Here is a 21,654-nt window from a genome sequence, read left to right on the forward strand (position 1 = left end):
GGTTCCCGCCCCGGCGAATCTGCCGGTTAGCAACGTTTAGCAAGTGCGCGGCAAAGCGAAAGCGCCGGAAGCGATCCCGGGCAACTTTGGTCAGCCGCGCCGCGACGCCAACGATCTCGCGCGGCCGGGCCTGTTTTGATCAGCCTTCGGCCGCAGCTTCGTCGCTCCCAGGACCCAGAACCCCGAAATCCTGCGACTTGGCCCCTTGCTCCGCCGTCAGGAACCCGTCAGATAACAGGCCGCGCCGCAGCAACTCCCGCACGGCGGCGGACCGGCTTGGCATGCGCTTTTCGAAGCGCCAGTTTTCCAGCGCGGCCAATTCGCTGGTGGTCAGCATGATCTGCAACCGCTCGGGCCTTTCCAGTTCGGCCATCCTCGCCTCCGCCCTCAGACCAGAATACATCGAGTTAGTATGTGGCTCACTATCAGTAGAATTAGAATTCACTGCATTTGGCGTCAAGAGGGACCGATGGGTGATCGACGTGTAAGACCAACGATGAGGACAAGGCGTCGATCAAGCAATCGGCAGACTATACTAACTAATTGATTTTATTTGAATATTCTGAACATTTCGCTTGCCATGGGGAGGCACGCGATGCATCGTGACCATGAGGGACGAACCTGCTCCCGAAAGGCTGTTTTCCATGTTCCGGACATTTTCGAGCCGACTGAGGGAGGATCTCAATTCCCAGGTCCTTGCCGCCCTGCAAGGCAAGGGCGTGGTCCATGTCACCGCCGTGGCCGAGGACGTGCGCCTGCGGAACCTCGACGAGAACGTCGCGCGCGAGGATATTGAGTACCTCGTTGTTCAAACGGCCGAACTTTACGGGGCAGCCATGGAGTTCGATTGCTTGACAATTGCCGAGATCATTGAAGTTCCTTGTCCAGCAACGCCGGCTTCCGAACAAGGATAGGACCTCAGCGCGCATTTTCGACCGCACCACAGCGGTCAATCCATATCGTCGGGAGAGTTCTTCACGTATCGCAACGGCGCTTCGAGCGTCCAGCTTGCACCGTGCTCGCCGAACTCCAGCAGTCCGGTGCCGCCCAGCGCCTGCGGCGCGATCCGTTTCAGCACAATCGATCCGAACCCGCGGCGTGTCTCGCCATCCAGGGGCGGTCCATCGCGCTCGCTCCAGACAAGCCCGAAGATTTCCTCACCATTGGCGGCGGCGGTCACGGCCCATTCGACGTCGACCTGGCCGCCCGGGTGGGACAGAACGCCGTATTTTGCCGAATTGGTGGCCAGTTCATGGAAGGCGATGCCGAGATATTGGACGGCGTTCGGCTTGAGCATGATCACCGGTCCCTGTGCGGACACGCGCGACTGGGCCGCAAAGGCCCTTACCTGCGCCTCGACCAGCTCGGCGACGGTCGCTCCACGCCACTCCGCGTTGACCAGGAGATCGTGCGATTCCGAAAGCGCCAGGATGCGTTCGCGCACCCTTTCCAGGAAAACCGCCGGGGTGCTCGCCTGCTTGCTGGTCTCGCGGATCATCGAAATGATCACCGAGTACTGGTTCTTCACGCGATGGTTGACCTCGCGCATCAGCAGGCGGATGCGCCGCTCGCTCTCCTTGTGGGAGCTGATGTCGCGCGCGATCTTGGAAGCACCGACAATCCTGCCGATGCCGTCACGGATCGGCGAGACGGTCAGCGAAACCGGAATACGCGAACCGTCCTTGCGCTGGCGCACCGTCTCGTAGGACGGCACGCGCTCGCCGGCGCGTATGCGGCTGATGATCGAAGTCTCCTCGTCCAGATGGTCGATCGGAATAAGCATCGTCACCGGCCGGCCGATCGCCTCCGCGGGCGTGTAGCCGAAGAGGCGCTCAGCCGCGTCGTTCCAGCTGGTGATGATGCCGTTTATGTCCTTTGAGACGATCGCATCCATCGACGAATCGACAATGGCGGCAAGCCGTGTGCGAGCCTCGTCCGCCATCGTCTGCGTGCGCAGGTCCAGCAAGGTGTTGATCGCGCCGACCAGATCGCCGGCGGCATCGCGAAGCAGGACGGGGTGCGCACTGAACGGGATGAGTTCTCCGTTCGGCCGCTCGGCTATCGCCCGCCCCCAGCAGACGTCCTTTTCCTGGCGCAAGGCTATGGCCATCGGGCATTCGTCATGCGCCATGATGCGGCCGTCGAGATGACGCAGTTTCCACGAGCCGCACCATCGATCCTCGTTGATGACGGGACGATGGCCCCAAAGCTCGGCCGCGGCTTCGTTGAAGAAGGAGATGCGGCCCTCTCTGTCTGTGGTGTAGACGGCAACCGGCAACGCCTGCATCATGTCGACGGTCTGGGCGCCGGGAAGCCCGATACCCTCATGTTGAATGGTATCCACCGCCCATCGCCTTTCGATGCTCGCGGATTGTCACAAAAGAGAATGCGCGTGACGGGTTTCGGTTCCGCGAAGCGGCGCCGGCCCGCCAGCGCATTCCAATTCCCGGCTGCTTTTCCGGTGAGGAACCGATCTGGCCGCAGTGACGTTTCCCATCGTACCCGAAACAAGGACCTGGGAGAGAGGACGTGGCTTCATCGGCGCTCATCGGCATCCTGATCACCTTCCTGGTGATCATCCTCGTACTCTACCTGGTCCAGCGGCTGCCGTTGGACGGCCGGACGAGACAGATCGCGCAGATCGTCGTCATCATCATCGGCATCATTTCGCTGTTGAAGTATCTGGCTGTGTTCTAGTCTTTGAGGAGGATTATCCAACCGAGGCTCCACAATGAAAGCCCGTTCGATCGCATGGATTGCCGGCGCGATGGTTTTTGCCGTCACGGCCACCGCTGATGCCCGCCCCGACACGCGCACCATGAGCTGCGAACAGGTACGGTCCCTGATCCAGGGCCATCGTGCGGCCGTGCTGACCACTGGCCAGAACACCTACGACCGCTATGTGCGTCCATTCGGCAATGAATGCGACTGGCCGGATGTGCCGACCGCCGCCTCCGTTCCGACACGCGACGGCCAATGCCGCGTCTATCGGTGCGGAGAGCCGGTTTTCGATTTCCCCCGCTGACGCAGGCCGCCCCTCCCCTCACGAGGCGTGGAACCGTTTGCCCCTGGTGCGAATTGATTCGCGGTAGACATTCCGGCGATGTTCGGCCAGCTCAGCCAGAGCGGCTCGTATGAGGAGGAACAGCCATGTCCAGCGATATCAGGCGCAGCGGCAGCTGCCTGTGCGGCGGCGTCCAGTTTTCGGTCACCGGCGAGCCGCTTCGGGTCGGGCTTTGCCATTGCAAGGATTGCCGCAAGACCAGCGGATCGGCCTATCAGGCCTTCGCTATCTGGCCGCTCGAGGCTTTCGAGACGGCCGGTATCGTCAGCACCTATGGCGGCAGGAGCTTCTGCCCGACCTGCGGTGGCCGCGTCACATCGGTCGGCGAAGAGGAGGTTGAAGTGATGCTTGGCAGCCTTGATGTGGCGCCGACGGAGCTTGAACCCACATACGAGCTGTGGACGGTGCGCCGCGAGCACTGGCTGCAGCCCTTGCCCAGTGCCCGGCAGTTCGGACACGACCGGGCCGATGGTGAGGCGATGGACGAAGGCGAAGCAAGCATCGCCGCCGATGGCGACGGGGAGGCGGCGCGCAGTGCGGCTTGAGCCAGCAACAGCCTCCAACCAAGAGGGCAAGCCGACTGCATTTTGCAACCGACGGTCGGTTTGCCGCAGGTACCATGCTCAGTTAAGATTCGACTTGCGGTGGACCTTCTGGAAACCGCTTTGGCCGGCGCGGCTCAGGCAACGCTCCCAACATAGCCGCGTCGGCCTTGCAGAGTCGAAGAACGCGCGGCGTGTTCTTCCGGGCAGAGCGCTACAACCTTTGATATTGTTTTACGACTCACGAAGCCTAATTATCTAGTGAAGTACCAAGTTATGGTTGGGCTGCCAGCGCCATACATTCTTTCGATGAAAGAAAATTCTCTCAAAGTTATATTTTTCACTGCGTCAACTACGCTGTCCAAGTAGCAGACAAGCTGACGCGGGGCGATCCTTGAGGAGTCTTGTACAAAAGGCCACCTTGTTTCTTTTCGTTCATGTCACATACTGTTGCGAATCTTGAAACCGAACGGGGCGGTTTTCATGACGGCGGCAGCTGAAGGGGGGCGCAGAGTTCACCTGCAATACCCCCCAATAGACGGGTTCTGGACCTGGGACATCAAGCGGAACCGTGTCTACGGTGACGCCAACCTCTCCGACTATTTCGGGCTCACGCTCGAGGAATTCTCCCATGGCGCGCCTCTCGAGAGATGCATGGAAAGCATCGAGGCCGATGATCGGCTGAGGGTCCATGTAGCGATCCGCCGGGCGGTGGAGCGCCGATCGAGTTTCCGGGAGGTATGCAAGGTCCGCTCGGAAAAGATGGGGCTACGCAAGATCCTGGCCGTCGGCCAGTGCTATGTCGACAACCTTGGGGAGGCAGCGCTCTATCCCGGCTGGTTCGTCGACCTGACGCAAGAGGAGGATACAGAGGCGGCCTCCCTGCGGGAAATCCACCTCCATATCAAGCAGGCCAAGGAAATCTCGCAGTCGATCGGACACAACCTGCTCTTCTACCTGCTGGATAATGCCCAGGAAGAGGTGCAACTGCGTCTTGGCGGCGGATCGAGGAGGCGCAAATCGTCTTAGCGCGCACCCTAGCTTCTGGGCGGGATCTTGCCGTGCTTGCTGACTTCAGCCGTCACCATGCGCGCGAAATGGGACTGCGGCGAACGACGCTCAAGCAGGCGGGCGCGTTCGAGCGCCGTATCGCCATAGAATTCGACCAGCACCGCGGCCGCCGTGGCCGCGTCGGCCTTCAGCCTGCCGACGTCGGCCTGTTCGCTGTGGCTCGAGGGGCCGTTCCTGGCGATCACATCCAGCATGGCTTGCAACTTGTCAGGAGTGCTGCCCTCGTCTTCGTGCATCGTCGCGGTCCGATTGGTCGCGCAAAATATCGACATTTCCGAAGAATGTCCAACAGCTTCGTTGATCGGGCGTCGATACAACCAAGCACAGCTTCACCGCGAGTCACTCCAAAATCTTGATGCAAGCAACAGTCAGCCACACTTCCCACGCAGATATTGGGGGCACCGATGGACCAGCCGAGCAAAATGGAAAACCTGCAGTTCGCGCAGGGGATCTTGAGGGAACTGCGCCAGAAAGCTGAAGCCGATGGCGAGAAGCTTCTGACCTATCTGATCGATATGGCCTATCTCGAAACCAGCGACCGCATCCGCGCACACTGGATCGGGAGCCATGAGAGCGACGGCCGCCGCGCCAAGGGCTGACGCCTGTCAAAAGTGTGTCGCGGTTCTGGGGCGACGCCATGCATTAGCTTGAAGCGCATCGCCTGAGTTCGTTCGGGCACGACGTGCTTTAAGTCGGCATGGTACCAAGGCAGCCGCGGCTCGTTGCCTGGACCTGAACCGCAAAAAGCCCGCCGTGCCTTTCGGCACGACGGGCGAAAACTGGTGGGATCGGCGGTCCGGGCCGAGTTGTCGATGCAAAGCAAGCCCGCGCCTCTCGCGAGGACGCGGGCCCGGATCGGGATGCCGGCCCCGATCAGGCAGCATACCGTTGCGCGCTGCCGGAACATGAACTCTTAGCGCATGCTGATGTTCCAACGCAGGCGCCAAAAATTTGCCAGGCGGCCGATCGGGCTTATGAAGCGGCCTTTTCGCGGACCGGGAGCTTCCAGCCCGGCCTGACGAAATGGCAAGTGTAGCCGTTCGGATATCTGTCCAGATAATCCTGATGCTCGGGTTCGGCCTGCCAGAAGGGGCCGACCGGCGCGAGCTCGGTGACGACCTTGCCCGGCCACAGGCGTGAGGCATCGACATCGGCGATCGTGTCTTCGGCGATGCGTCTCTGTTCGTCGCTGGTGTAGTAGATCGCCGAACGATAGCTCATGCCGACATCGTTGCCCTGACGGTTCGTTGTTGTCGGATCGTGGATCTGGAAGAAGAATTCGAGCAGTGTGCGGTAGCTCAGCCTGGCCGGATCGAAAACGATCTCGATGGCCTCGGCATGAGTGCCGTGGTTGCGGTAGGTGGCGTTCTGCACATCGCCGCCGCTGTAGCCGACGCGGGTCGAGATGACGCCCGGAAAGCGCCGGATCAGATCCTGCATGCCCCAGAAGCAGCCGCCAGCAAGCACCGCGCGTTCGGTGGAAGTCGCCATGTCACACCTCCCTTGGATTTCTCCATAGATGGGGATTGTGACGCTCTTCGTCCAGCGGCTCAACCCACCGAGGCAGGGTCGCCGATGCCGCAGCAGCGGTCGGCCCGGAGCTTGTTGGGCAAAAATCAATTCTCGGGAAGCGGCAACGGTGTGTCACTCAAGGTCCGCAGGTAAGCGAGGTCTGCCCGCTGCTTCTCGTCCTGCAGACCCGGGAAACTCATATCTGTTCCAGGCAAAGCGAGTGCGGGGTTTGAGATAAAAAATTGAGTTCCTCAAAGGTCCAATCGCCACCAGCGTCCTTCAGACTTGACGAATACTGGACATCGCTTTGCGAAGCTTTCCGTCGTTCTACGATGGTCACTCTTCGTTTGTCGGCTTGAACCTTCGCACGACGACCTCGAATACGATGTCCGATATCCACATCGCCGAGACGCCGATCAGGAAGGCGGCGGCGAGCGTGGTGGTGTCGTCGGCCGGATCGGGGATCGGCAGGCCGCTTGCCTTGAACCAGGCTACGACCGGCAGCGTCAGATAGGCTGCGGCGAGCGCGCCGCAGATCGGCGAAGCGATCATTTCGCGCAACTTGTAGCGATGACGCGACAGGGCCCTAAGCGCGCCGCCGGCCAATCCCGCAGCCACCACCGGACCCTTGATGCCCAGGAGATCGAACATATCTTGCATCAGGGCCTCCAGCCGCAGAGTTCCTGGCCCTTGCGGTTGTGCGCAAGCAGCGCCCTCGCCTCCCGGTCCGACAGCGCGTCGACGGCTTTGACGGAGAGGCGCAGCGGCGCGGAAACGGCGCAGAAGCTTCCTTTGGTCGTGGTGCATCCGGCGGCAACGAGCAGCGGAAGCACGAGGATCAATCCCTTCCCCATGTTTTCAGCTCCTTGCTGGCCGCGCCCGCAGGCAGCGCGCCGATATCGTTGTCGACCTGGTCGGCGAGCGCGCGGGCCGCTGCCTCGGCCTTGGCCTGCCGAGCGCGCTCCGCGCCGGCGCCGGCGAGCCGCTGGCGGAAGCCCCAGCCGAGCGCGGCCGCCACCGAGGCCAACAGGCCAAGGATCGCCGGATTGCCGAGCAGAAAGGAAAGCAGCGCCGTCATGACAGCCACCACACGACAAGTGCCGCAACGATGAGGAGCGCGCCCGCCATCCAGGGCAGCACCTGGCGCAGGAGCTCGGTGAAGACCTCGACCATTCTGCCCCTCATCGATGCCAGTGGAATTTGCGGGCGAGCACGTACCAGGCTTCGGTGCCGAGGCTGATCGCCAGGCCGATGCCGGCCTCGAGCGCCATCTGGATGTCGGGATCGCCAGACAATGCGGCGGCGTCGCCCGCGCCGAGCAGGCCGCGCGCCACGAGGACGGCCGCGCCATAGCGCAACGCGATGCGGATGATGACGGCTATCATGATTTCTTGCCTCCAAGAATGGTTTTGAAGATGGCGAGCAACAGGCGCCAGAATGCGTTGCCGGCAGGCAGGGCCGGATTAGGCGCAACCTCCGGATGGGCAGCTTTAACCGAAGGTACGGATAGGCCCGCTTGCCCAGGCGCTGGTGCCGGCGCGGCCGGCTCAACCGCCGACAGCAGCAGCGCCTCGGCGCGCACGGAGCCTACCCGGTCGCTCCAGCCCCTGCCGAAGGTCGGCCATGTGGGCAGCCGCTTGAGGAACGCCAGGCGTGCGTCGCAGAGCGTGTCAATGACGACGCCGGCTGGCCGGGCCTTGACGGCGCCGAGCGTCGCCGGACCGATCCGGCCGTCCTGGATAACGCCGACGATCGCCTGAAGGTATCTCGCCGCCCTGCCCGGCCCGCTATTCACGGCGAAGTCGAACACGGCATAGTCAATGCCGTCCGGAAGCTCGGCGCCGGCGACGGCATCCCAGTAGAACTGCCGGTACGGTCTGGGGTTGGCCGGTCGGGCGAGGTTTGTGGTCGTCGATGCCTTTGTTGAATGGGCGCAGGCGTCGGCGGATCCAGAAATCAGCAAGCTGGCGGCGGATTGCTTCGAGCACAACCAGATATCGCAGCATGCGGTCTGGCATTCTTCATTGCCGACAGCCACCCGAACTATGCCTGACCGAACTGGGCAGCGAACGTGACGTGTCGGGACATGGAGTTCCCAGGTTGAATCAGGATTTGGCGATAAAGGTTTGTTCGGACGTAATTTTCCGGCCGAGCGCGGCGCTTCTTGCCTTCTCCCCTTGTGGGAGAAGGTGGATCGGCGCGCAGCGCCGAGACGGATGAGGGGTGCTGGACGGAATGAGGCGCTGAAGATCCTGTCGCAAAGTCCCAGTTTGGCAAGAGTCCATGCCAAGCTGGAGCACCCCTCATCCGACCTCGCTTCGCGAGGCCACCTTCTCCCACAAGGGGAGAAGGAAAGGCCTCGCCAAGTCACTCACCCCTTGCCCATCCTCTCCACCTCCGCCGCCGACAGAAACCGCAGCACCACATCGCTCATGCCGAGCAACGGCGTGAAGGTGACGATGGTGATGCCGGCGGTGGCGTTGGTGCGGGTGAGGCCTTCGGAATAGATGTCGAGCGGCGGCTCCTCGTCGAACCAGACGCCGTGCAAGGTCTCGCCCTGCCATTTCTCGCGGCCCTTCTCGTAGGACTTGAAGGACAGCACGCTCTCGCCGGCCTGGACGTCGCCGCCACCGCCCCAGCGCACGACGACGCTGTCGAGCGCCGCCGGCGCGCCACGGCCCATCACGATGTGCACAATCGCGTCGGCCGGGATCATGCCGGTGCCCCAGGCGGCCTGCTGTTGCGGCGGGCCGATGAGCACGCGCTGCGGGTTATCGCGCGTGCCCTCGCCGGTGACGCCGGCGGCCCAGAGCCGCACAGGGGTGTCGAACACCTTGCCCCGCCACCAGTCGGGATAGCGGCCGGTGAGGTGCATGGCCCATTCGGCACCCCCTGCCCTGGTCTTGCCGAGCTGGTTGCCGGCCATGAATAGGCGCTCCCGGTTCAAGGCGCCCGCGGCATGGAACTCCGCCTGCCTGGGATAGGGCCGGTAGGCGGCCAAAAAATTAGCGCGGCGGCGGCGCTCCAGCTCCCTCAGCAGCGCCAGATATTCCGTCCCCGAGGAACGGCCTGACGACGGTTTCGAGGGCGCGGATGCGGGACCGGATCTCCTCATCGCTCAGCGCGTCCAGAGTGTTGGTGTTGGCATCGGGGTCCTTCGGGTCGGGCAGCACCGACAGCACGATCTTCAAATACTGGTCGGGCTTTTCCGCCCTGACCTTGGCGATGACGCCGGCGCCATGGTCGCGAAAATCCTGGCGCAGGGCGGCGGCGAAGTCGTCGCTCAGCGTCTTCTTCGTTCGCCTCGGGCGTGCCGCCAACTTTGGCGCCCGGCGCGAGCGCGATAGTGCGTCAGCCATGGGACGCCGCCGGTTCGCCGCCGCCGGACACACTGGCGGGAACGACCGCCGGCTTCGCCGGCCTGGACCGCGCGCCGGCGGACTTCCCGCGCTTGCCGGATTTGGCGCGCCTTGCCTTGGCTGGCTTCCGCGCCGGCTTGGGCGCCTCGCTCTCGGCCGGAGCCACCGCGCCGGCTGGCGCGAGCTCGCCTGGGATCGCGGCAGGCTCGGCCTTGCCCAGCCTCGCCATCCTGGCGATGCGGATCATTCGGCCGATGCCCTGCGCGCCGTTCGGAAAGCCAAACCCGCCGACCGCGTCGACCGGCCCGCCGCGCACCATGCCGATCGACACGCCGGGCGCGACCTCTTCGACACGGCCGGAGCGCAGCGGCCTGGCGGCGCCTTCGAAAATGCCGATGGCGCTGACAACGTCGCTGCCGTCGTCAGCGGTGATGATGGTGGCGTAGCGGGGCATGGGCTCTCGGTTGGGCTCGCGTGCATTGCGGAACGGACACATCGATGTGATGCTCGCCACTCAACAGCGGATCGGCGAAGAGACCATGACCGACCGGATCGCGAAAACCCTGACGGATCCCACGGCCACTCGCCGCGTCGTGGTGCTCGAAATCCGCGGCGGTCTCTTCCGGTGGAAGGAAGAGGAACTTATCCCTGCCGATCCGGAAAATGGTTTCCCCTTGCCTGAGTGGCGTGGATGGCGGGTATCCGGGCTATTCGCCCTTGGTCAAGAAGCCGAGCACGAAGCGCGCATGACCGTTGCATGGCTGCGGGAGGCAGGCTGAAAACAAAACCCGCCTCGGGGGCGGGTCGTTGGCGCAAATCAGCACCATGGACAAAATAGTAGCATAGCTGCCGTCACCTGGCAAGGAACATTTTCCTAGCAATCTTGTTTCTCGCCACGCCCGACAGGGAACCATGACCTGTCGGGATCGTTGGCGTACATCGAAAGGAGAAAACCATGGCCGAGAACGAGAGCAGCCCGAACAACAGCTCAGCCCAGATGAGCAACGGCAATGCAAGAAGCCAGAGCAGACCAGCGCGCAGTCGTGCCGCGACACGCAACAGCGCGCCACGCAGCAGCAGCTCGTCAAGCGCTTCGGAAGCGGCGATGAAGAAGCAGATCGCGGAGCTGCGGCGCGAGGTCAGCAGGCTCAACCGCGCCCTGGCCGAGCAGGCGGAGGACGCAGTGGAGACAGCGCATGGCTGGTACGACAGTGCTGCCGACCGGGCCTCCGGCTGGTACGACAGTGCCGCCGACCGCGCTTCGCGCGCCGCGCAGCAGCTTCGCAGCCAGGCACAGAGCGTGCGCGGCCAGGCGCATAGCGTGTCGGAAACGGTCAGGCAGAACCCCGGCACGATCTCGACGGCAATGACGCTGGGCGGGCTTGTCGGCGTGCTGATCGGCCTGGCAATCGCCAGAAGCGCCGTGCCGCAGCCCGACTGGTTCCAGCGTCACTGGAGAAGCTGACAACTTCTGCCGGCAGAAGGACGCATGACAGGAAGGCCGGGCGGTACCGCCCGGCCTTTCCGCATGGGCTGGTCATTAGCCGGGCCTTATGGAATCATTCCGTCAGGGAATCGCGGAGAGCGGCATGGACAAACCTGCCATGGCATCCGTCTTTCGGATGCGGCATTTGCCAGCAACCATTTCAGGCGTTCGCAGCCTTGGCAGGGGTCAGGCGGATCCGATCTTCCACTCCAGGCCGCTCGGCGAGGCGATCCGCTTCATTGTCCAGACCGATGGCCAATACGACCTCAGCGCCGTCGCCATTTCCTACGGCGACCGCGCGACCCCGCCGCTCGGCAGCCGCGAGGTCAGGGCGCTCTGGCAGGAATATGGCGAGCGCCTGCTGGAGGTGTAGCTCCGCCGCCGAGACCAACCCGCCCGCCCCTTCTTCGGATCGGAACCGCCCCTTCGCGCGTTAAGGCCCAAACCAATGGGAGGATGCGCCATGAATGTCGCCAATCTGCAGCTCGAAGGCCTGTTGATGGCCGTCGCGTCAATCAACCAGGTGCTGGTGCGCAAGGGGGTGCTGACAGTCGAGGAGATCGACATCGCCTTGCGGCGGGCCGAAGCCTCAGAGACCGGCGAGGAACGCTCGGAAGGCATGTCGGCATCGAGCCGCGATGCCGTCAACTTCCCGATCCGGCTCCTGGAACTGGCCAACCGGTGCCAGCCGGAGGTGGACATGCCGTCCTTCTCCAAGCTGGCGCGCATGGTCGGCCAGATGAAGGAACCTTACAACGACCAGATGTGAGGCAGTCTCCCAGAAGCTGGCGTCGGCCGGAGAATTCGGTTTATGTTGGCGTTGGGAGATCTGGGGGGACTGATGAATTACTGGTTGAAGTGGCTACTGATCAATGTTGGCGCCCTAGTCTTGGCAACCTTGGTCGGACTGATCGTTCTCTCTCAAGTCTATGTCCTCAAGGCCAATGTGGGGCACAACCCAGCTAGTCCGCTCGTTTTAGGCTTTATTGTTTCCTTGGTTGTAGCCATCGCCGCGCCTGCAACACGCTTCATGCCTCGGCTTATCGTCCTTAGCGGTATTTTTGCGGGAGAGTATGTGCTCTCGTTCGTCATATCAAATGCGACCCTTTTCATGGTCAAAGCTTACTGGGACGGCAACATCGAGGCAGCAAAGCCCTGGGTATATGGTGGAGCCGCGATTCCCTTCATCACCGGCGTGACTGGCTTCCTGATATTACGGCGATATCGCCTTTCCGATGTGGCGGATGTGTTCCGGTAATGATGAGTCTTTTGACAGGCCGGGCAATTCAAACCTGCGACGACTGTGGCAGCACTTACTTCGCCGGGTCCAGCGCCATGGCTGAGCTTTGCCCTGATTGCGCGCACTGGCTCTACGGCTACGCCAACTGCGAGCATCGGTTCGAAGGCGGACGGTGTGAGCAGTGCGGATGGGACGGCAGCCGGTCGAAATTCGTCGCCCGGCTGATTTCGTAGGACTCAAGCCCTGCCCGGCCAGCCCTGGCGCAGCGAAAGCACGCTGCCCGGGCCGTGGACGGCGGCGAAAAGCAGGCCGGCGGCGAACGGGAAATGCGACATGAAGGCGCCGAACTCGGCCTGGTTGCCGGCCCAGTGCGAAGGGCCGTGGAAGGCAAAGCCGAGGAAGGTCACATAGACCGCGCCGATCAGCGCTGCCGGGGTCAGCAAGGCGCCGGTCAGGAAGGCGATCACCAGCAGGGTTTCGAGGATCGCCGCACACCAGGCCAGGAACAGCGGGAACGGGAAGCCGGCGGCGGCGATGTAGCCGGCGGTCATGCCCATGTCCATGAACTTGAAGGCCACCCCCATCGCGAACATGCCGGCGAAGATCAGCCGGGCGATGAGGATGACCACGGTCTGCCAGGTCGATTGGGTGTCTTCCATGATGTCTCTCCAAGTAGCTGCGTTTCGCCCACTAGGACGGGCGAGAAGCGGGAGTTCCGACATGGGGGTGGCAAATAGTTTTGGATGACGGGATGGCAAGGCAGGCTTCCCCTTCTCCCCCTGTGGAAGAAGGTGGATCGGCGCGGTAGCGCCGAGACGGATGAGGGGTGCGTGACGGAATGAGGCGGCGGCGATTTCGCACTCATCGCCAAGCTAGCTGGAACACCCCTCATCCGTCCGAGCTTCGCTCGGACACCTTCTCCCACAAGGGGCCTGTTGCGTAATTGGCTGGTTGTGATTCTCTGAGGGCGGAAGCCGTGGAGAGTCGCAATGGCGGTGAAGCAGACAGGTCAGTTGAGCTTGGCGGAGGCGTTTCTTGGCAGCAAGCTTCCAGGTGGCGCTTCGCCACTCGATCGGCTGTCTGGTCTGGTGAAGTGGTATCGCTTCGAGAAGCTGCTTGTCGCGCTGCGCGATGGCGGGCCGGGACGCGCGGCCTGGCCGCCGCTGGTGCTGTTCAAGGCGCTGCTGCTGCAATCGCTCTATGGGCTGTCGGATCGCGAACTGGAGGAAGCGCTGGGCGACCGGTTGTCGTTCCGCCGCTTTGTCGGGCTTGGTCTTGAGGAGAGCATCCCCGATCACACGGTGCTGTCACGCTTTCGCAATCTGCTTGTCGGCGAAGGGTTGATGGAGAAGCTGTTTGGCGAACTGGACCGACAGCTGGAGAAAGCCGGTGTGATCCTGAAGCGTGGCACGATGCTGGATGCCACGCTGATCGATGCCGTCTCGGCGCCGCCGACGCCGGAGCGGGTGTCGAAGGACGCAGACGCTCGCATAACCGCACGCAAGGGCAAGGGCGGCCTCACCTTCGGCTACAAGGCTCATGTCGGGGTGGATGAGGGATCGGGCCTGATCCGCACGGTGATCACTACACCGGCCAACGTCAACGACACAGTGCCGGCCGATCGCTTGATCTGCGGCGACGAGAAGACGGTGTGGGCGGATGCCGCCTATGACACCCATGCCCGCCGTGCCCGGCTCAAGGCTGAGGGCAAGAAGGTGCGCATTGCGCGCCGCCCCAACAAGCATCATGCGCTGCCGGCGCGGCTCAAGCATTACAATCGTCTGATCGCCAGACGGCGAGCGGCGGTGGAGACCACCTTCGCCACGCTCAAAAACCGCATGAGGCTGACCACGATCCGTTATGTCGGACTGGCCAAGGCTGCTGGTCAGGTGACGATGGCGGCGATCGCCTTCAACATGCGCCGATGGGCCGCCATCACGGGATAGGTGCGCCTAGCGACCGGCCAAAGGGCCGGACCACCACCCTTAAACCCCAAACCAGAAGCCCAATCCCGCAAAGCGAAAGCCAACCGCGAAATCGCTCCGCAAGCCTCTCCCCGCTAACTACGCAACAGGCCCCCAAGGGGAGAAGGGGAAGGCGCGCCCCCTACCCAGCCTTCGCGTGCGGACATTGGCTGATCGACTCCCTGACCGTGCCGTACTCGGCGCCCCAGCGGTCGGTCATGTCGCAGCGAATGTCCCAGAGCTCGGGGAAGAAGCGGTGGCGGGCGCCGCCTTCCAGCATCTCCACCGGGCGGCCCTTCAGTGATCTGGAGCCGAGCCCGATCGAGCGGTGGATGAGGTAGAGGTGGTTGGCGCGGAATTTCTGGAACAGCTCGTCGAACTCGATCAGCGCCTCGGCGACGACGTAGGAGTCGCCATGGTCGTAGTGGGCGTCATAGACGTCGGCGACGGTGAGCCCGCGGCCGTCGAGGTATGAGGCCTTGAAGCCCCGCCAGAGATCCGGCGGCATGCGCAAGAGCAGCTTGAAGCCAGGCGATTCCTGGCCGCTGCCATTGCCGAGCTGCAGGCGGATCTGCTGGTATTCCTTGGGCGACATGGTCTCCAGCACATCGAGCTGCGCCGTCATCATGCGCATCAGCCGGTGCACGCGCCCCATCAAGGTGACGATGCGGTGGGTGTCCTGCTTCTCCAAATAGTCGAGGACGTCGGCCAGCGTGTAGGCGATGAGCTTCATCCACAGCTCCTCGACCTGGTGCACGATCTGGAACTGCAGCTCGTCGGCATTGACCATCTCGGCCAGCGGCTTCTGGCATTGCAGAAGCTTGTCGCATTGCAGATAGACGCCATAATCGCGCATCTCGGGCGCCTCGATGCGGGCGTGGTATTCGGACTTCAGCATGGCTCTTCTCCCCTGCCCGGCTTGCGGCGCGGGGCAATCGTTGGATCCTGAGACCAGGATAGGCCTTTTCGCTTGAACATTGTTCCTTTCTGTTATCCAAATAGCATAGATTGAAGGACGAATACCTCCATTTTGGCAATATTTGGAGAACGATTTATGCTGGATACCCTCGACCGCAAGATCGTCGCCGCGCTTGAGCGCGACGCGCGCCTCTCCTTCGGCGAGCTGGCCGAGGAGGTCGGCCTCAGCAAGACGCCGTGCTGGAAGCGGGTCAAGGCGCTGGAGGAAGCGGGCGTCATCCGCGGCTATTCCACCCGCGTCGATCCGGCGAGCATCGGCTTCGGCATCGAGGCCTTCATCCAGGTGTCGATCGACTTCGAGGTCTCGGACGCCTTCGAGGCGGCTGTGCAGAGGCACCCGCTGATCCGCCGCTGCTATGCCACCACCGGCGAGGCCGACTATCTCCTGCAGATCGTGACGGTCGACATGATGGCGCTCGACCGCATGCTGCGCGAGGAGTTGAGCCGGCTGCCCGGCGTGCGGCGCACCATCACCTCGATGGCGATGCGCGAGATCAAGGGTGATATCTCATTCGCCAATGCGGCCGCGCATGCGCTGAGGAGATAAGCTGCGCGGCCCGCCAGGGGGAGATCGGCTGCCTCGGCGTCCCTCTCTTCCCGCCCCGCCAGCGATTTGGCGAAGGCCCGCGTGAGGTCCGCCCTCCGGACCGAGCCGTGGACGCCGGGTGCGGCGTCGAGCCCTGACTTTTTTTGGGAGGGTTGAAGCGCGGGCGTTGAACCGGTCTATGTAGGAGCGGGGATATGCGGGTGGTGGATGTGATCTCAATCAGAATCTGTGCGGAGCCTGCCGGGCGGGCGGCGGCGGGACGCTTACGGTTTTTCGCACCAATGGCCATTGCCAATGCCATGCTCCGTTGTTCCTCCAGGAACATTCTGGCCGCGGCGCTGCTTGCATCGGCCATGCTGCTGCCGACGGCGCTTCGTGCGGCGTCTGTCCTGCCGGAGCCGCGCGACGGATTGCACCGGCCGATGGATCCGGTCGCCCAGTTGCAGGAAGCCAAACGCGCCCTTCTGGCGCAGGCCACCGGCGGCAATGGCAATGGCGGCAGTGGTGGTGCGCCGGGCGGCAACGGTGGCAACGGTGGCAATGGCGGCGACGCTGGCGGCAATGGCGGCAGCGCTGGCGGCAATGGCGGCAATGGCGGCGGCGCTGGCGGCAATGGCGGCGACGCCGGCGGCAATGGTGGGAACGGCGGCAACGGTGGCAACGGCGGCTCCGCTGGAAACGGCGGCGGTGGCAATGGCGGCAACGGCGGCTCCGCTGGAAATGGCGGAGACGGCGGCGGGAACGGTGGTTCCGGCGGCAACGGTGGTTCCGGCGGGAACGGCGGCTCCGGCGGAAACGGCGGCTCCGGTGGAAACGGCGGCTCCGGCGGAAACGGCGGCTCCGGCGGAAACGGCGGCTCCGGTGGAAACGGTGGTTCCGGCGGAAACGGCGGCTCGGGCGGCAACGGCAGCTCGGGCGGTAACGGCAGCTCGGGTGGCAACGGCAGCTCGGGTGGCAACGGCAGCTCGGGTGGCAATGGCAGCTCGGACGGCAATGGCAGCTCGGGCGGCAACGGCAGTTCCGGTGGCCATGGCGGCCGCTACGACACGGGCCATTCGGATGGCGGCCCCCGTTCCTGCGCAACCTCCCAGGGATCGTCCTGCTGATGCGCCTTGGCCCTAAGGGGCGTCGCGCTTGAGCGGATTCGGGTGACGCGCTTCCCGGAGCCGGAGGCGAACGTCGGAGCGCGGCAGGTCGCGCTCCGAACCGCTACTGACCGGTGCGGTAGGCGAAATCGTCGATCGCGGCCTGCCAGTAGTGCTTCGTCCGGATCTCAAGCCGCGTGATGCGCCTGTAATCGGCCGCGAAGTAGACCTGCCCGTTCGCCGACAACACAAGCTGATCCTCATATGCGGGCTGGTCGCCCCGCCAGGCCTTGAGAATCAGCGTCTCGCCCTCCGCGTCGTCCCAGCCCGCGCCGAAATAGGCGCCGGTGAAATCGAACGGCTTGTCGCTGAACACCTGCGCCGGGTGGCCAGAGCTGTTGTAGGCGATGAATTCGCCCGACATGGTGGTGTTGATGTAGCCCGGGCCAGCGGTGAAGCTCTGGTGCATGGCAACGAGATTATACCAGTTGAGCCCGCCATAGCCGGACGGAATTTCGAACACGCCGGGCGACGTCATCAGGTCGTCGAAGCCGACGACGTGCTGGTTGGGCAGCGGCTCCTCGGCGGGTCCGCCCTTGCCCGACAACGCGGAGAGCTCGACCGGTGCGGAGCCGACGACAATTTTGCGCCGCTGCGTCACGCCGTCAGCCGAAAAATCGACCAGCCATTCGCCTGATGTCGCGGGTGCGCTGAAGCGGCCATCCGGGCCAACCTTGGCGGCGGCGGTCACTCCGTCCGGCCCCGTCAAGGAAACGCGCGACCCGGCGGTGACTGTGCCGCTGATCGTCAGATCCGCCGCCAGCCCGACCGGGTGCGTCGTGCGCAAGGCGATCATGTCGCCCGGCGATCCGGGCGATACGACATAGTCGCTTTCCTGCGAGGCGTTGCCGGTGGTGACGGAAAAACCTGGCGGCGGCACGACCCGGAAAGCATAATGTCCGGGATCGACGACTTCGAGATCGCGCTGGATGACCGACATCCGGAAATTGGCGAAGCCGTCGACATTGGTCAATCGCATGATGGTGCTGCCGTTCGGCTTGCCGAGCTCGACGGCCACGCGCGACATCGGCCGGTCGCCGAGATCGTAGACACCGTTCCTGTTGAGGTCGCGGAACACGAGCAGCGACGTGTTCATCTGGCCACCTTCGAAGGAACCCCATGCGCGCTTGGGATAATAGTCACTCGCATCGCCGGCACGCGCCGCGCCGCAGACTAGGCCGATGGCCCCTGCGGTGACGAGGGCGCCCGAAAACAACAAACAACGCTTCACGAAATTTCCTCTCTGGCAGTCCCTGTCGGTCCGATCCCCTGGAGCCGCGCGATGACCTTGTCGACGGCATCCGCATCGAAATAGGCAAGATAGAGCAACGCCATGGTGGCGCTGAACGTGTAGACCGGCAGCGTCAGATAGATGATGGCGTGAAAGGCCAGGCCCGGCAGCAGCAGGTAGCGCCTCGTTGCCCGAAACGGCAGCCCGAAGGCAAGGCAATATTCGAGCGCGACCACAGCGATGGATACGATCGTGGCGAGCCAGGCAAGGCCGGCTGGATGGTCCGAGCCCTCATAGTACCAGAGGAATATCGCCTCGATCCGCGCGCCGCTCAAAAAGGCGTAGCTCGTCTTGTCCAAGGCGGCGAAGAAATAGAGCACCGAGAGCTGTACCACGATCAGCCGCAGCCCCCACAGATTGCCGCGCTCCGCCGGCGGCGGCAGGCCCATGCGCTCGGCGCGCATCACCGCCAGGTAGCGGTCCAGCGAATAGGAGCGGCCGCAAGGGGTAAGTGCGATCAGCAGTGCTGCGACGGCAAGCAGATAGGTATGGTGGTGGGTCCAGGGCTCGCGCCCGAGTTGGAAGCCGAAATAGTAGTACATCGCCAGCCCGACCGCGCCCGTCCAGACGGCGGCGACGCGGCTGTGATAGCCGACGAAAAGCAGCGCCGTGGCGACGAAGAAGTTGGCGGCGAGGAACAGGCCCATCGGCGATTGGTCCATATAGAGCAGCAACTCGCCCGCCCAGCGCGACCAGAACAGCATCGCCAGGCCGACGCGGATCAACGCGGAGGAACGCGACGAGCCCTCGGTGTCGACCGCCCAGCCGACGAAGCGCGCGGCGATAGCGTGCATCAGCCGCCAGCCCGGCCGGTCATCGGCGGCGTCAGTCGGCGCAGGCATTTTCGGCATCGGTATGGATGGTCTGCCAGCCGCTGCGCGTGGCCTGGCGGGCACGGACACGGATGTCGGCGCCCTGCCCGGCGGCCGCACAGAGCCGCTTGATGACGGAGGCCAGTTCGTCGCGGCTTTCGATCCGCTTCAGCCGGCCGTTGCGAGGAGCGCCGAGCATCTCGAAGCGGTCGAGCGGGACAAGCGCGCCGTCGGGCCGGCGGATCTCGAAGGACACGTCGATGACGCCAAGCCCAATCGCACTGAACATGGTCCAGGAGCGCAACCATGCCGTCTGCACTCCTAAGACCTGCTCGGCGGCCGGACCGGCGATCATGAACGCGGCGATCGCCATGAATGCGAGCAACCGCAAGCGGCCCGCCGACACCCGCCCGACAGGCTCCGCACCGCTTCTTATTGAGACGACATCCGCCACCCGCGTACCCCCGTCGCGACTATAGACTGGCTCAACGCCCGTGTTTCAAGCCATCCCAGAAAAAGTCAGGGCCACGATGGCTTGGCGCTCCGGAAAGCGCACCGCCTTCCCGCCTGGGGGGTTGTGGCGCTCGACCGCATGCGGCGCGAGGGGCTCAGCCGGTCGCCCGGCGTGCGCCGGACGATGCCGCGGGGCACGCGCGGCGGTAGGCGGCACCTCGCCCGGCGGTCACCGCATGACGAGGTCCCGCCCCAGCCGCTTCGGCGGCTCGGCCCGCAGCACCACATTCGTCGTCACCGCGCCGTAGCGGCCGATGCCGTCGACGATTGCCTCGAGATCGGGCGGCGACGGGACGACGACCTTGACCAGGAAGCAGTCCTCGCCGGTCACCCGCAGCACCTCGATCACCTGAGGCATCTGCGCGAATTTCTTCAGGCAGGCTTGGATGTGCTCATGCGTGGTGCGCAAGCGGATGACGGCCATGGTGCCGAGCCCAAGGGCCGCCGGATCGATCACCGCCCGATAGCCGACGACGATGCCGCGCTCCTCCAGCCGCTTCACCCGCTCGGAGGTGGCGGGCTGGGACAGGCCGACGCGGCGGCCAAGCTCGGAAATGCCGATGCGGCCATCCTCCTGCAGGATCTCCACGATCACCATGTCGGTGGGGTCGAGCCTCGGTCTTGTCTCGCCGTTCGCCATGCCTGCCTTCAATCCATCGGAATCCATGCTCGTTTTCCGATGATCTCTCATTCCGCCGGACGGCGGAAGACCTAGAATTGGCGGCATCGCATCGGCAGGAAAGGCAATCCATGAGCGAATTCATCATCGTGCCCGGCATCGGCGGCTCGGGCGAGGCGCATTGGCAGACACGCTGGCAGCAGGCGAACCCGGCCATGCGCCGCTTCAGCCCGGCAGACTGGCACCGGCCCGACCTCGACGACTGGATCGCCGCCCTCGACCTGGCAATAGCGGCGGCGAGCGCCCGCCCGTCCTCATTGCCCACAGCCTCGGCTGCCTGCTCGTCGCACATTGGCAGCTTGCATCGCGCCGCGCCTGCGCCGGCGCCCTCCTGGTCGCCGTTCCCGATCCTGCGAGCGAGGCCTTTCCGGCCTCAGTGCAAAGCTTTGCCGGCGCGCCGGCAGGAAGGCTTCGCTTCCCCTCGCTCATCGTCGCCAGCACCGACGATCCCTACGGCTCGCTGGAGCATGCCAGGACAAAGGCCGCGCAGTGGGGAAGCGGCCTGCAGGTGGCAGGAGCGCTCGGCCACATCAATGGCGAGAGTGGGCTGGGCGACTGGCCCGAGGGAATGGAATTGCTATCGGGATTCGCGAGAGAGGCAGTTGCGCCGCTGGATGCAGGCAATGGCTGATCGGGGCGATGCTAGTCAGGCGGGATCTTCGAATTACGGGGCTGCGAGTCCTGCTCGGCAGGCTCCTCGACCTCCTTCTCGGCATCGGCCTTGCGCTTGGGGCAATCCTCGTAGTCGTGGTCGCGACCACCGCAGTAGGAGCAGCATTTTGCCGGGGTGTCGGGGCGAAGCATCGGAGCCATTCCCAAGAATGCACAAAAACCTTTCCGGTTGCAGCAATTCGTGAAGCTGCCGCCGGTTCAGCCCATGCCCCGATATGTCTCCAGACGGAAAGCCGTCTTCAAAGGAGCTCGCCGCTCGCGCGGCGGGCTCCCAGTTAATCACCCGTCACGCATGCGCGTGCGGATGATGGACGTCCCAGACCGCCCAGGCCGATGCGGCAACAACCAGTATGCCAAGGATAACATGGGTCGCCATCGCGTTGGCGTTTGCCATGAAGCCCAGCAGCCAGGGTGAGACGATCAGCCAAAGGCCGAGGACGAGATTGACCCATTCCTCCCATTCGGCGAACACCGAAAGCGTCGCCAAAGCCAGCGCACCGAGCGCAACGCCAACGATCCAGGCGTTCCACGCGGGCATCGTTTCAGCGGCGAACCCGATGATCCAGGGGGAGATGAACAGGCAGATCGCAAGGACCAGATTGATCCAATCCTGGCCCCTCTTTCCTTCCATCATCATTGCCATAGACAACCTCCATGAAGATGAAGCTTGACCAAAGCACTACGTTTCGCGTGCAAGGCACGCTTAGTCATTGATATAATTACGCTTCAACCGGCCTTCAAGGATCGGGTCCTGCAACCAGCGGCGGCAGGGCCCGGCG

Annotated in this window: 35 protein-coding genes and 1 pseudogene; 15 read left to right on the forward strand and 21 right to left on the reverse strand. The window is 63.9% G+C overall.

Annotated elements, in window-relative coordinates:
• Nucleotides 1-139: 139 nt before the first annotated feature.
• Nucleotides 140-373, reverse strand: a complete 234-nt coding sequence (locus JG743_RS21205) for a hypothetical protein (protein WP_202292704.1) — start codon at nucleotides 371-373, stop codon at nucleotides 140-142.
• Nucleotides 374-608: 235 nt separating this feature from the next.
• Between JG743_RS21205 and JG743_RS21210 the strand changes: the two genes are divergently transcribed.
• Nucleotides 609-914, forward strand: a complete 306-nt coding sequence (locus JG743_RS21210) for a hypothetical protein (RefSeq protein ID WP_244673210.1) — start codon at nucleotides 609-611, stop codon at nucleotides 912-914.
• A gap of 35 nt (nucleotides 915-949) precedes the next feature.
• On the opposite strand, the gene JG743_RS21215 is transcribed toward JG743_RS21210, so the two are convergent.
• Nucleotides 950-2,344, reverse strand: coding sequence for a sensor histidine kinase (locus tag JG743_RS21215; protein WP_244672847.1), 1,395 nt, complete (start codon nucleotides 2,342-2,344; stop codon nucleotides 950-952).
• A gap of 185 nt (nucleotides 2,345-2,529) precedes the next feature.
• Here JG743_RS21215 and JG743_RS21220 point away from each other — a divergent pair, with 185 nt between their 5' ends.
• From JG743_RS21220 to JG743_RS21235, 4 genes are all read left to right on the forward strand, one after another.
• Nucleotides 2,530-2,697 carry a Thivi_2564 family membrane protein gene (locus JG743_RS21220; RefSeq protein ID WP_202292706.1) on the forward strand — a complete coding sequence of 56 codons (168 nt, stop codon included), beginning with the start codon at nucleotides 2,530-2,532 and terminating at the stop codon, nucleotides 2,695-2,697.
• Nucleotides 2,698-2,731: 34 nt separating this feature from the next.
• Nucleotides 2,732-3,025, forward strand: coding sequence for a hypothetical protein (locus JG743_RS21225; protein ID WP_202292707.1), 294 nt, complete (start codon nucleotides 2,732-2,734; stop codon nucleotides 3,023-3,025).
• A 125-nt stretch (nucleotides 3,026-3,150) separates the two neighbouring features.
• On the forward strand, nucleotides 3,151-3,609 hold the full coding sequence (locus JG743_RS21230; protein ID WP_202292708.1) for a GFA family protein: 459 nt from the start codon (nucleotides 3,151-3,153) through the stop codon (nucleotides 3,607-3,609).
• A 480-nt stretch (nucleotides 3,610-4,089) separates the two neighbouring features.
• Nucleotides 4,090-4,635 (forward strand): hypothetical protein, encoded by a 546-nt coding sequence (locus JG743_RS21235; RefSeq protein WP_202292709.1) that lies wholly within the window; start codon nucleotides 4,090-4,092, stop codon nucleotides 4,633-4,635.
• A gap of 8 nt (nucleotides 4,636-4,643) precedes the next feature.
• Here JG743_RS21235 and JG743_RS21240 read toward each other — a convergent pair whose 3' ends face one another.
• Nucleotides 4,644-4,913 carry a hypothetical protein gene (locus JG743_RS21240; protein WP_202292710.1) on the reverse strand — a complete coding sequence of 90 codons (270 nt, stop codon included), beginning with the start codon at nucleotides 4,911-4,913 and terminating at the stop codon, nucleotides 4,644-4,646.
• 168 nt (nucleotides 4,914-5,081) lie between these two features.
• Between JG743_RS21240 and JG743_RS21245 the strand changes: the two genes are divergently transcribed.
• On the forward strand, nucleotides 5,082-5,276 hold the full coding sequence (locus tag JG743_RS21245) for a hypothetical protein (RefSeq protein ID WP_202303164.1): 195 nt from the start codon (nucleotides 5,082-5,084) through the stop codon (nucleotides 5,274-5,276).
• Between the two features lie 373 nt (nucleotides 5,277-5,649).
• Here the strand turns inward: JG743_RS21245 and msrA are convergent, their stop codons facing one another.
• From msrA to JG743_RS21290, 9 genes are all read right to left on the reverse strand, one after another.
• On the reverse strand, nucleotides 5,650-6,168 hold the full coding sequence (gene msrA, locus JG743_RS21250; protein WP_202292711.1) for a peptide-methionine (S)-S-oxide reductase MsrA: 519 nt from the start codon (nucleotides 6,166-6,168) through the stop codon (nucleotides 5,650-5,652).
• A gap of 357 nt (nucleotides 6,169-6,525) precedes the next feature.
• Nucleotides 6,526-6,849, reverse strand: coding sequence for a hypothetical protein (locus JG743_RS21255; protein ID WP_202292712.1), 324 nt, complete (start codon nucleotides 6,847-6,849; stop codon nucleotides 6,526-6,528).
• Nucleotides 6,849-7,043: a hypothetical protein gene (locus JG743_RS21260; RefSeq protein ID WP_202292713.1), complete on the reverse strand. Its 195-nt coding sequence runs from the start codon at nucleotides 7,041-7,043 to the stop codon at nucleotides 6,849-6,851. The genes JG743_RS21255 and JG743_RS21260 overlap by 1 nt, the downstream gene beginning before the upstream one ends.
• Nucleotides 7,028-7,267: an ABC transporter permease gene (locus JG743_RS21265; RefSeq protein WP_202292714.1), complete on the reverse strand. Its 240-nt coding sequence runs from the start codon at nucleotides 7,265-7,267 to the stop codon at nucleotides 7,028-7,030. The genes JG743_RS21260 and JG743_RS21265 overlap by 16 nt, the downstream gene beginning before the upstream one ends.
• A 103-nt stretch (nucleotides 7,268-7,370) precedes the next feature.
• Nucleotides 7,371-7,574: a hypothetical protein gene (locus JG743_RS21270; RefSeq protein ID WP_202292715.1), complete on the reverse strand. Its 204-nt coding sequence runs from the start codon at nucleotides 7,572-7,574 to the stop codon at nucleotides 7,371-7,373.
• A complete protein-coding gene (locus JG743_RS34665; protein WP_342215653.1) occupies nucleotides 7,571-8,479 on the reverse strand; it encodes a glycoside hydrolase family 108 protein in 909 nt (302 codons plus the stop codon). The genes JG743_RS21270 and JG743_RS34665 overlap by 4 nt, the downstream gene beginning before the upstream one ends.
• 81 nt (nucleotides 8,480-8,560) lie before the next feature.
• A complete protein-coding gene (locus tag JG743_RS21280; protein ID WP_244672848.1) occupies nucleotides 8,561-9,115 on the reverse strand; it encodes a terminase large subunit domain-containing protein in 555 nt (184 codons plus the stop codon).
• Nucleotides 9,116-9,194: 79 nt separating this feature from the next.
• Nucleotides 9,195-9,548, reverse strand: coding sequence for a hypothetical protein (locus JG743_RS21285; RefSeq protein ID WP_202292717.1), 354 nt, complete (start codon nucleotides 9,546-9,548; stop codon nucleotides 9,195-9,197).
• On the reverse strand, nucleotides 9,541-10,002 hold the full coding sequence (locus JG743_RS21290) for a hypothetical protein (RefSeq protein ID WP_202292718.1): 462 nt from the start codon (nucleotides 10,000-10,002) through the stop codon (nucleotides 9,541-9,543). Before JG743_RS21290 ends, JG743_RS21285 begins: the two co-directional genes overlap by 8 nt.
• A 46-nt stretch (nucleotides 10,003-10,048) precedes the next feature.
• Between JG743_RS21290 and JG743_RS21295 the strand changes: the two genes are divergently transcribed.
• The gene (locus tag JG743_RS21295; protein ID WP_202292719.1) at nucleotides 10,049-10,327 is read left to right on the forward strand and encodes a hypothetical protein; all 279 of its coding nucleotides are present in this window, start codon (nucleotides 10,049-10,051) and stop codon (nucleotides 10,325-10,327) included.
• 73 nt (nucleotides 10,328-10,400) lie between these two features.
• Here JG743_RS21295 and JG743_RS21300 read toward each other — a convergent pair whose 3' ends face one another.
• Nucleotides 10,401-10,700, reverse strand: coding sequence for a hypothetical protein (locus JG743_RS21300; protein WP_202292720.1), 300 nt, complete (start codon nucleotides 10,698-10,700; stop codon nucleotides 10,401-10,403).
• Here JG743_RS21300 and JG743_RS21305 point away from each other — a divergent pair.
• The 4 genes from JG743_RS21305 (at nucleotide 10,654) to JG743_RS21320 (ending at nucleotide 12,292) form a co-directional block, all read left to right on the forward strand.
• Complete coding sequence (locus JG743_RS21305; RefSeq protein ID WP_202292721.1) at nucleotides 10,654-11,013, forward strand: hypothetical protein; 360 nt, start codon at nucleotides 10,654-10,656, stop codon at nucleotides 11,011-11,013. The genes JG743_RS21300 and JG743_RS21305 overlap by 47 nt on opposite strands.
• A gap of 124 nt (nucleotides 11,014-11,137) precedes the next feature.
• The gene (locus tag JG743_RS21310; RefSeq protein WP_202292722.1) at nucleotides 11,138-11,407 is read left to right on the forward strand and encodes a hypothetical protein; all 270 of its coding nucleotides are present in this window, start codon (nucleotides 11,138-11,140) and stop codon (nucleotides 11,405-11,407) included.
• Between the two features lie 90 nt (nucleotides 11,408-11,497).
• Complete coding sequence (locus JG743_RS21315; protein ID WP_202292723.1) at nucleotides 11,498-11,803, forward strand: hypothetical protein; 306 nt, start codon at nucleotides 11,498-11,500, stop codon at nucleotides 11,801-11,803.
• 72 nt (nucleotides 11,804-11,875) lie between these two features.
• Nucleotides 11,876-12,292 (forward strand): hypothetical protein, encoded by a 417-nt coding sequence (locus JG743_RS21320; RefSeq protein WP_202292724.1) that lies wholly within the window; start codon nucleotides 11,876-11,878, stop codon nucleotides 12,290-12,292.
• A gap of 218 nt (nucleotides 12,293-12,510) precedes the next feature.
• Here the strand turns inward: JG743_RS21320 and JG743_RS21325 are convergent, their stop codons facing one another.
• Nucleotides 12,511-12,933, reverse strand: coding sequence for a DoxX family protein (locus JG743_RS21325; protein ID WP_202292725.1), 423 nt, complete (start codon nucleotides 12,931-12,933; stop codon nucleotides 12,511-12,513).
• A gap of 330 nt (nucleotides 12,934-13,263) precedes the next feature.
• On the opposite strand from JG743_RS21325, the gene JG743_RS21330 reads away from it, so the two are divergent.
• Nucleotides 13,264-14,220 (forward strand): IS5 family transposase, encoded by a 957-nt coding sequence (locus tag JG743_RS21330; protein ID WP_202292726.1) that lies wholly within the window; start codon nucleotides 13,264-13,266, stop codon nucleotides 14,218-14,220.
• 160 nt (nucleotides 14,221-14,380) lie between these two features.
• Here the strand turns inward: JG743_RS21330 and JG743_RS21335 are convergent, their stop codons facing one another.
• Nucleotides 14,381-15,136, reverse strand: coding sequence for a tryptophan 2,3-dioxygenase family protein (locus tag JG743_RS21335; protein ID WP_202292727.1), 756 nt, complete (start codon nucleotides 15,134-15,136; stop codon nucleotides 14,381-14,383).
• Nucleotides 15,137-15,292: 156 nt separating this feature from the next.
• Here JG743_RS21335 and JG743_RS21340 point away from each other — a divergent pair, with 156 nt between their 5' ends.
• Together JG743_RS21340 and JG743_RS21345 are read left to right on the forward strand one after the other, a co-directional pair.
• A complete protein-coding gene (locus tag JG743_RS21340; protein ID WP_202292728.1) occupies nucleotides 15,293-15,763 on the forward strand; it encodes an Lrp/AsnC family transcriptional regulator in 471 nt (156 codons plus the stop codon).
• A 194-nt stretch (nucleotides 15,764-15,957) separates the two neighbouring features.
• Entirely contained in the window at nucleotides 15,958-16,869 is a 912-nt protein-coding gene (locus tag JG743_RS21345; protein WP_202292729.1) for a hypothetical protein, read from the forward strand.
• A gap of 103 nt (nucleotides 16,870-16,972) precedes the next feature.
• Here the strand turns inward: JG743_RS21345 and JG743_RS21350 are convergent, their stop codons facing one another.
• From JG743_RS21350 to JG743_RS21365, 4 genes are all read right to left on the reverse strand, one after another.
• Entirely contained in the window at nucleotides 16,973-18,139 is a 1,167-nt protein-coding gene (locus JG743_RS21350) for a hypothetical protein (protein WP_202292730.1), read from the reverse strand.
• A complete protein-coding gene (locus JG743_RS21355) occupies nucleotides 18,136-19,041 on the reverse strand; it encodes an HTTM domain-containing protein (RefSeq protein ID WP_202292731.1) in 906 nt (301 codons plus the stop codon). The genes JG743_RS21350 and JG743_RS21355 overlap by 4 nt, the downstream gene beginning before the upstream one ends.
• On the reverse strand, nucleotides 19,025-19,465 hold the full coding sequence (locus JG743_RS21360) for a hypothetical protein (RefSeq protein WP_202292732.1): 441 nt from the start codon (nucleotides 19,463-19,465) through the stop codon (nucleotides 19,025-19,027). Before JG743_RS21360 ends, JG743_RS21355 begins: the two co-directional genes overlap by 17 nt.
• 228 nt (nucleotides 19,466-19,693) lie before the next feature.
• On the reverse strand, nucleotides 19,694-20,191 hold the full coding sequence (locus tag JG743_RS21365; RefSeq protein ID WP_244672849.1) for an Lrp/AsnC family transcriptional regulator: 498 nt from the start codon (nucleotides 20,189-20,191) through the stop codon (nucleotides 19,694-19,696).
• Nucleotides 20,192-20,274: 83 nt separating this feature from the next.
• Between JG743_RS21365 and JG743_RS21370 the strand changes: the two are divergent.
• Nucleotides 20,275-20,834, forward strand: a pseudogene (locus tag JG743_RS21370) (RBBP9/YdeN family alpha/beta hydrolase).
• Between the two features lie 11 nt (nucleotides 20,835-20,845).
• Here the strand turns inward: JG743_RS21370 and JG743_RS21375 are convergent.
• Both JG743_RS21375 and JG743_RS21380 read right to left on the reverse strand, forming a co-directional pair.
• The gene (locus JG743_RS21375) at nucleotides 20,846-21,007 is read right to left on the reverse strand and encodes a hypothetical protein (RefSeq protein WP_202292733.1); all 162 of its coding nucleotides are present in this window, start codon (nucleotides 21,005-21,007) and stop codon (nucleotides 20,846-20,848) included.
• Between the two features lie 154 nt (nucleotides 21,008-21,161).
• Nucleotides 21,162-21,518, reverse strand: a complete 357-nt coding sequence (locus tag JG743_RS21380) for an SPW repeat protein (RefSeq protein ID WP_202292734.1) — start codon at nucleotides 21,516-21,518, stop codon at nucleotides 21,162-21,164.
• Between the last annotated feature and the right edge of the window lie 136 nt (nucleotides 21,519-21,654).

This window comes from Mesorhizobium sp. 131-2-1 (genome assembly GCF_016756535.1).
In the GTDB taxonomy this organism is placed as follows: domain Bacteria; phylum Pseudomonadota; class Alphaproteobacteria; order Rhizobiales; family Rhizobiaceae; genus Mesorhizobium.

Coding starts and splice junctions, on each gene's coding strand:
- JG743_RS21205 (WP_202292704.1), bottom strand. CDS start 373: ATGGCCGAACTGGAAAGGCCCGAGCGGTTGCAGATCATGCTGACCACC.
- JG743_RS21210 (WP_244673210.1), top strand. CDS start 609: ATGAGGGACGAACCTGCTCCCGAAAGGCTGTTTTCCATGTTCCGGACA.
- JG743_RS21225 (WP_202292707.1), top strand. CDS start 2,732: ATGAAAGCCCGTTCGATCGCATGGATTGCCGGCGCGATGGTTTTTGCC.
- JG743_RS21230 (WP_202292708.1), top strand. CDS start 3,151: ATGTCCAGCGATATCAGGCGCAGCGGCAGCTGCCTGTGCGGCGGCGTC.
- JG743_RS21235 (WP_202292709.1), top strand. CDS start 4,090: ATGACGGCGGCAGCTGAAGGGGGGCGCAGAGTTCACCTGCAATACCCC.
- JG743_RS21240 (WP_202292710.1), bottom strand. CDS start 4,913: ATGCACGAAGACGAGGGCAGCACTCCTGACAAGTTGCAAGCCATGCTG.
- JG743_RS21245 (WP_202303164.1), top strand. CDS start 5,082: ATGGACCAGCCGAGCAAAATGGAAAACCTGCAGTTCGCGCAGGGGATC.
- msrA (WP_202292711.1), bottom strand. CDS start 6,168: ATGGCGACTTCCACCGAACGCGCGGTGCTTGCTGGCGGCTGCTTCTGG.
- JG743_RS21255 (WP_202292712.1), bottom strand. CDS start 6,849: ATGCAAGATATGTTCGATCTCCTGGGCATCAAGGGTCCGGTGGTGGCT.
- JG743_RS21260 (WP_202292713.1), bottom strand. CDS start 7,043: ATGGGGAAGGGATTGATCCTCGTGCTTCCGCTGCTCGTTGCCGCCGGA.
- JG743_RS21265 (WP_202292714.1), bottom strand. CDS start 7,267: ATGACGGCGCTGCTTTCCTTTCTGCTCGGCAATCCGGCGATCCTTGGC.
- JG743_RS21270 (WP_202292715.1), bottom strand. CDS start 7,574: ATGATAGCCGTCATCATCCGCATCGCGTTGCGCTATGGCGCGGCCGTC.
- JG743_RS21280 (WP_244672848.1), bottom strand. CDS start 9,115: ATGGCCGGCAACCAGCTCGGCAAGACCAGGGCAGGGGGTGCCGAATGG.
- JG743_RS21285 (WP_202292717.1), bottom strand. CDS start 9,548: ATGGCTGACGCACTATCGCGCTCGCGCCGGGCGCCAAAGTTGGCGGCA.
- JG743_RS21290 (WP_202292718.1), bottom strand. CDS start 10,002: ATGCCCCGCTACGCCACCATCATCACCGCTGACGACGGCAGCGACGTT.
- JG743_RS21305 (WP_202292721.1), top strand. CDS start 10,654: ATGAAGAAGCAGATCGCGGAGCTGCGGCGCGAGGTCAGCAGGCTCAAC.
- JG743_RS21310 (WP_202292722.1), top strand. CDS start 11,138: ATGGACAAACCTGCCATGGCATCCGTCTTTCGGATGCGGCATTTGCCA.
- JG743_RS21315 (WP_202292723.1), top strand. CDS start 11,498: ATGAATGTCGCCAATCTGCAGCTCGAAGGCCTGTTGATGGCCGTCGCG.
- JG743_RS21320 (WP_202292724.1), top strand. CDS start 11,876: ATGAATTACTGGTTGAAGTGGCTACTGATCAATGTTGGCGCCCTAGTC.
- JG743_RS21325 (WP_202292725.1), bottom strand. CDS start 12,933: ATGGAAGACACCCAATCGACCTGGCAGACCGTGGTCATCCTCATCGCC.
- JG743_RS21330 (WP_202292726.1), top strand. CDS start 13,264: ATGGCGGTGAAGCAGACAGGTCAGTTGAGCTTGGCGGAGGCGTTTCTT.
- JG743_RS21335 (WP_202292727.1), bottom strand. CDS start 15,136: ATGCTGAAGTCCGAATACCACGCCCGCATCGAGGCGCCCGAGATGCGC.
- JG743_RS21340 (WP_202292728.1), top strand. CDS start 15,293: ATGCTGGATACCCTCGACCGCAAGATCGTCGCCGCGCTTGAGCGCGAC.
- JG743_RS21345 (WP_202292729.1), top strand. CDS start 15,958: ATGCGGGTGGTGGATGTGATCTCAATCAGAATCTGTGCGGAGCCTGCC.
- JG743_RS21355 (WP_202292731.1), bottom strand. CDS start 19,041: ATGCCTGCGCCGACTGACGCCGCCGATGACCGGCCGGGCTGGCGGCTG.
- JG743_RS21365 (WP_244672849.1), bottom strand. CDS start 20,191: ATGGATTCCGATGGATTGAAGGCAGGCATGGCGAACGGCGAGACAAGA.
- JG743_RS21375 (WP_202292733.1), bottom strand. CDS start 21,007: ATGCTTCGCCCCGACACCCCGGCAAAATGCTGCTCCTACTGCGGTGGT.
- JG743_RS21380 (WP_202292734.1), bottom strand. CDS start 21,518: ATGGCAATGATGATGGAAGGAAAGAGGGGCCAGGATTGGATCAATCTG.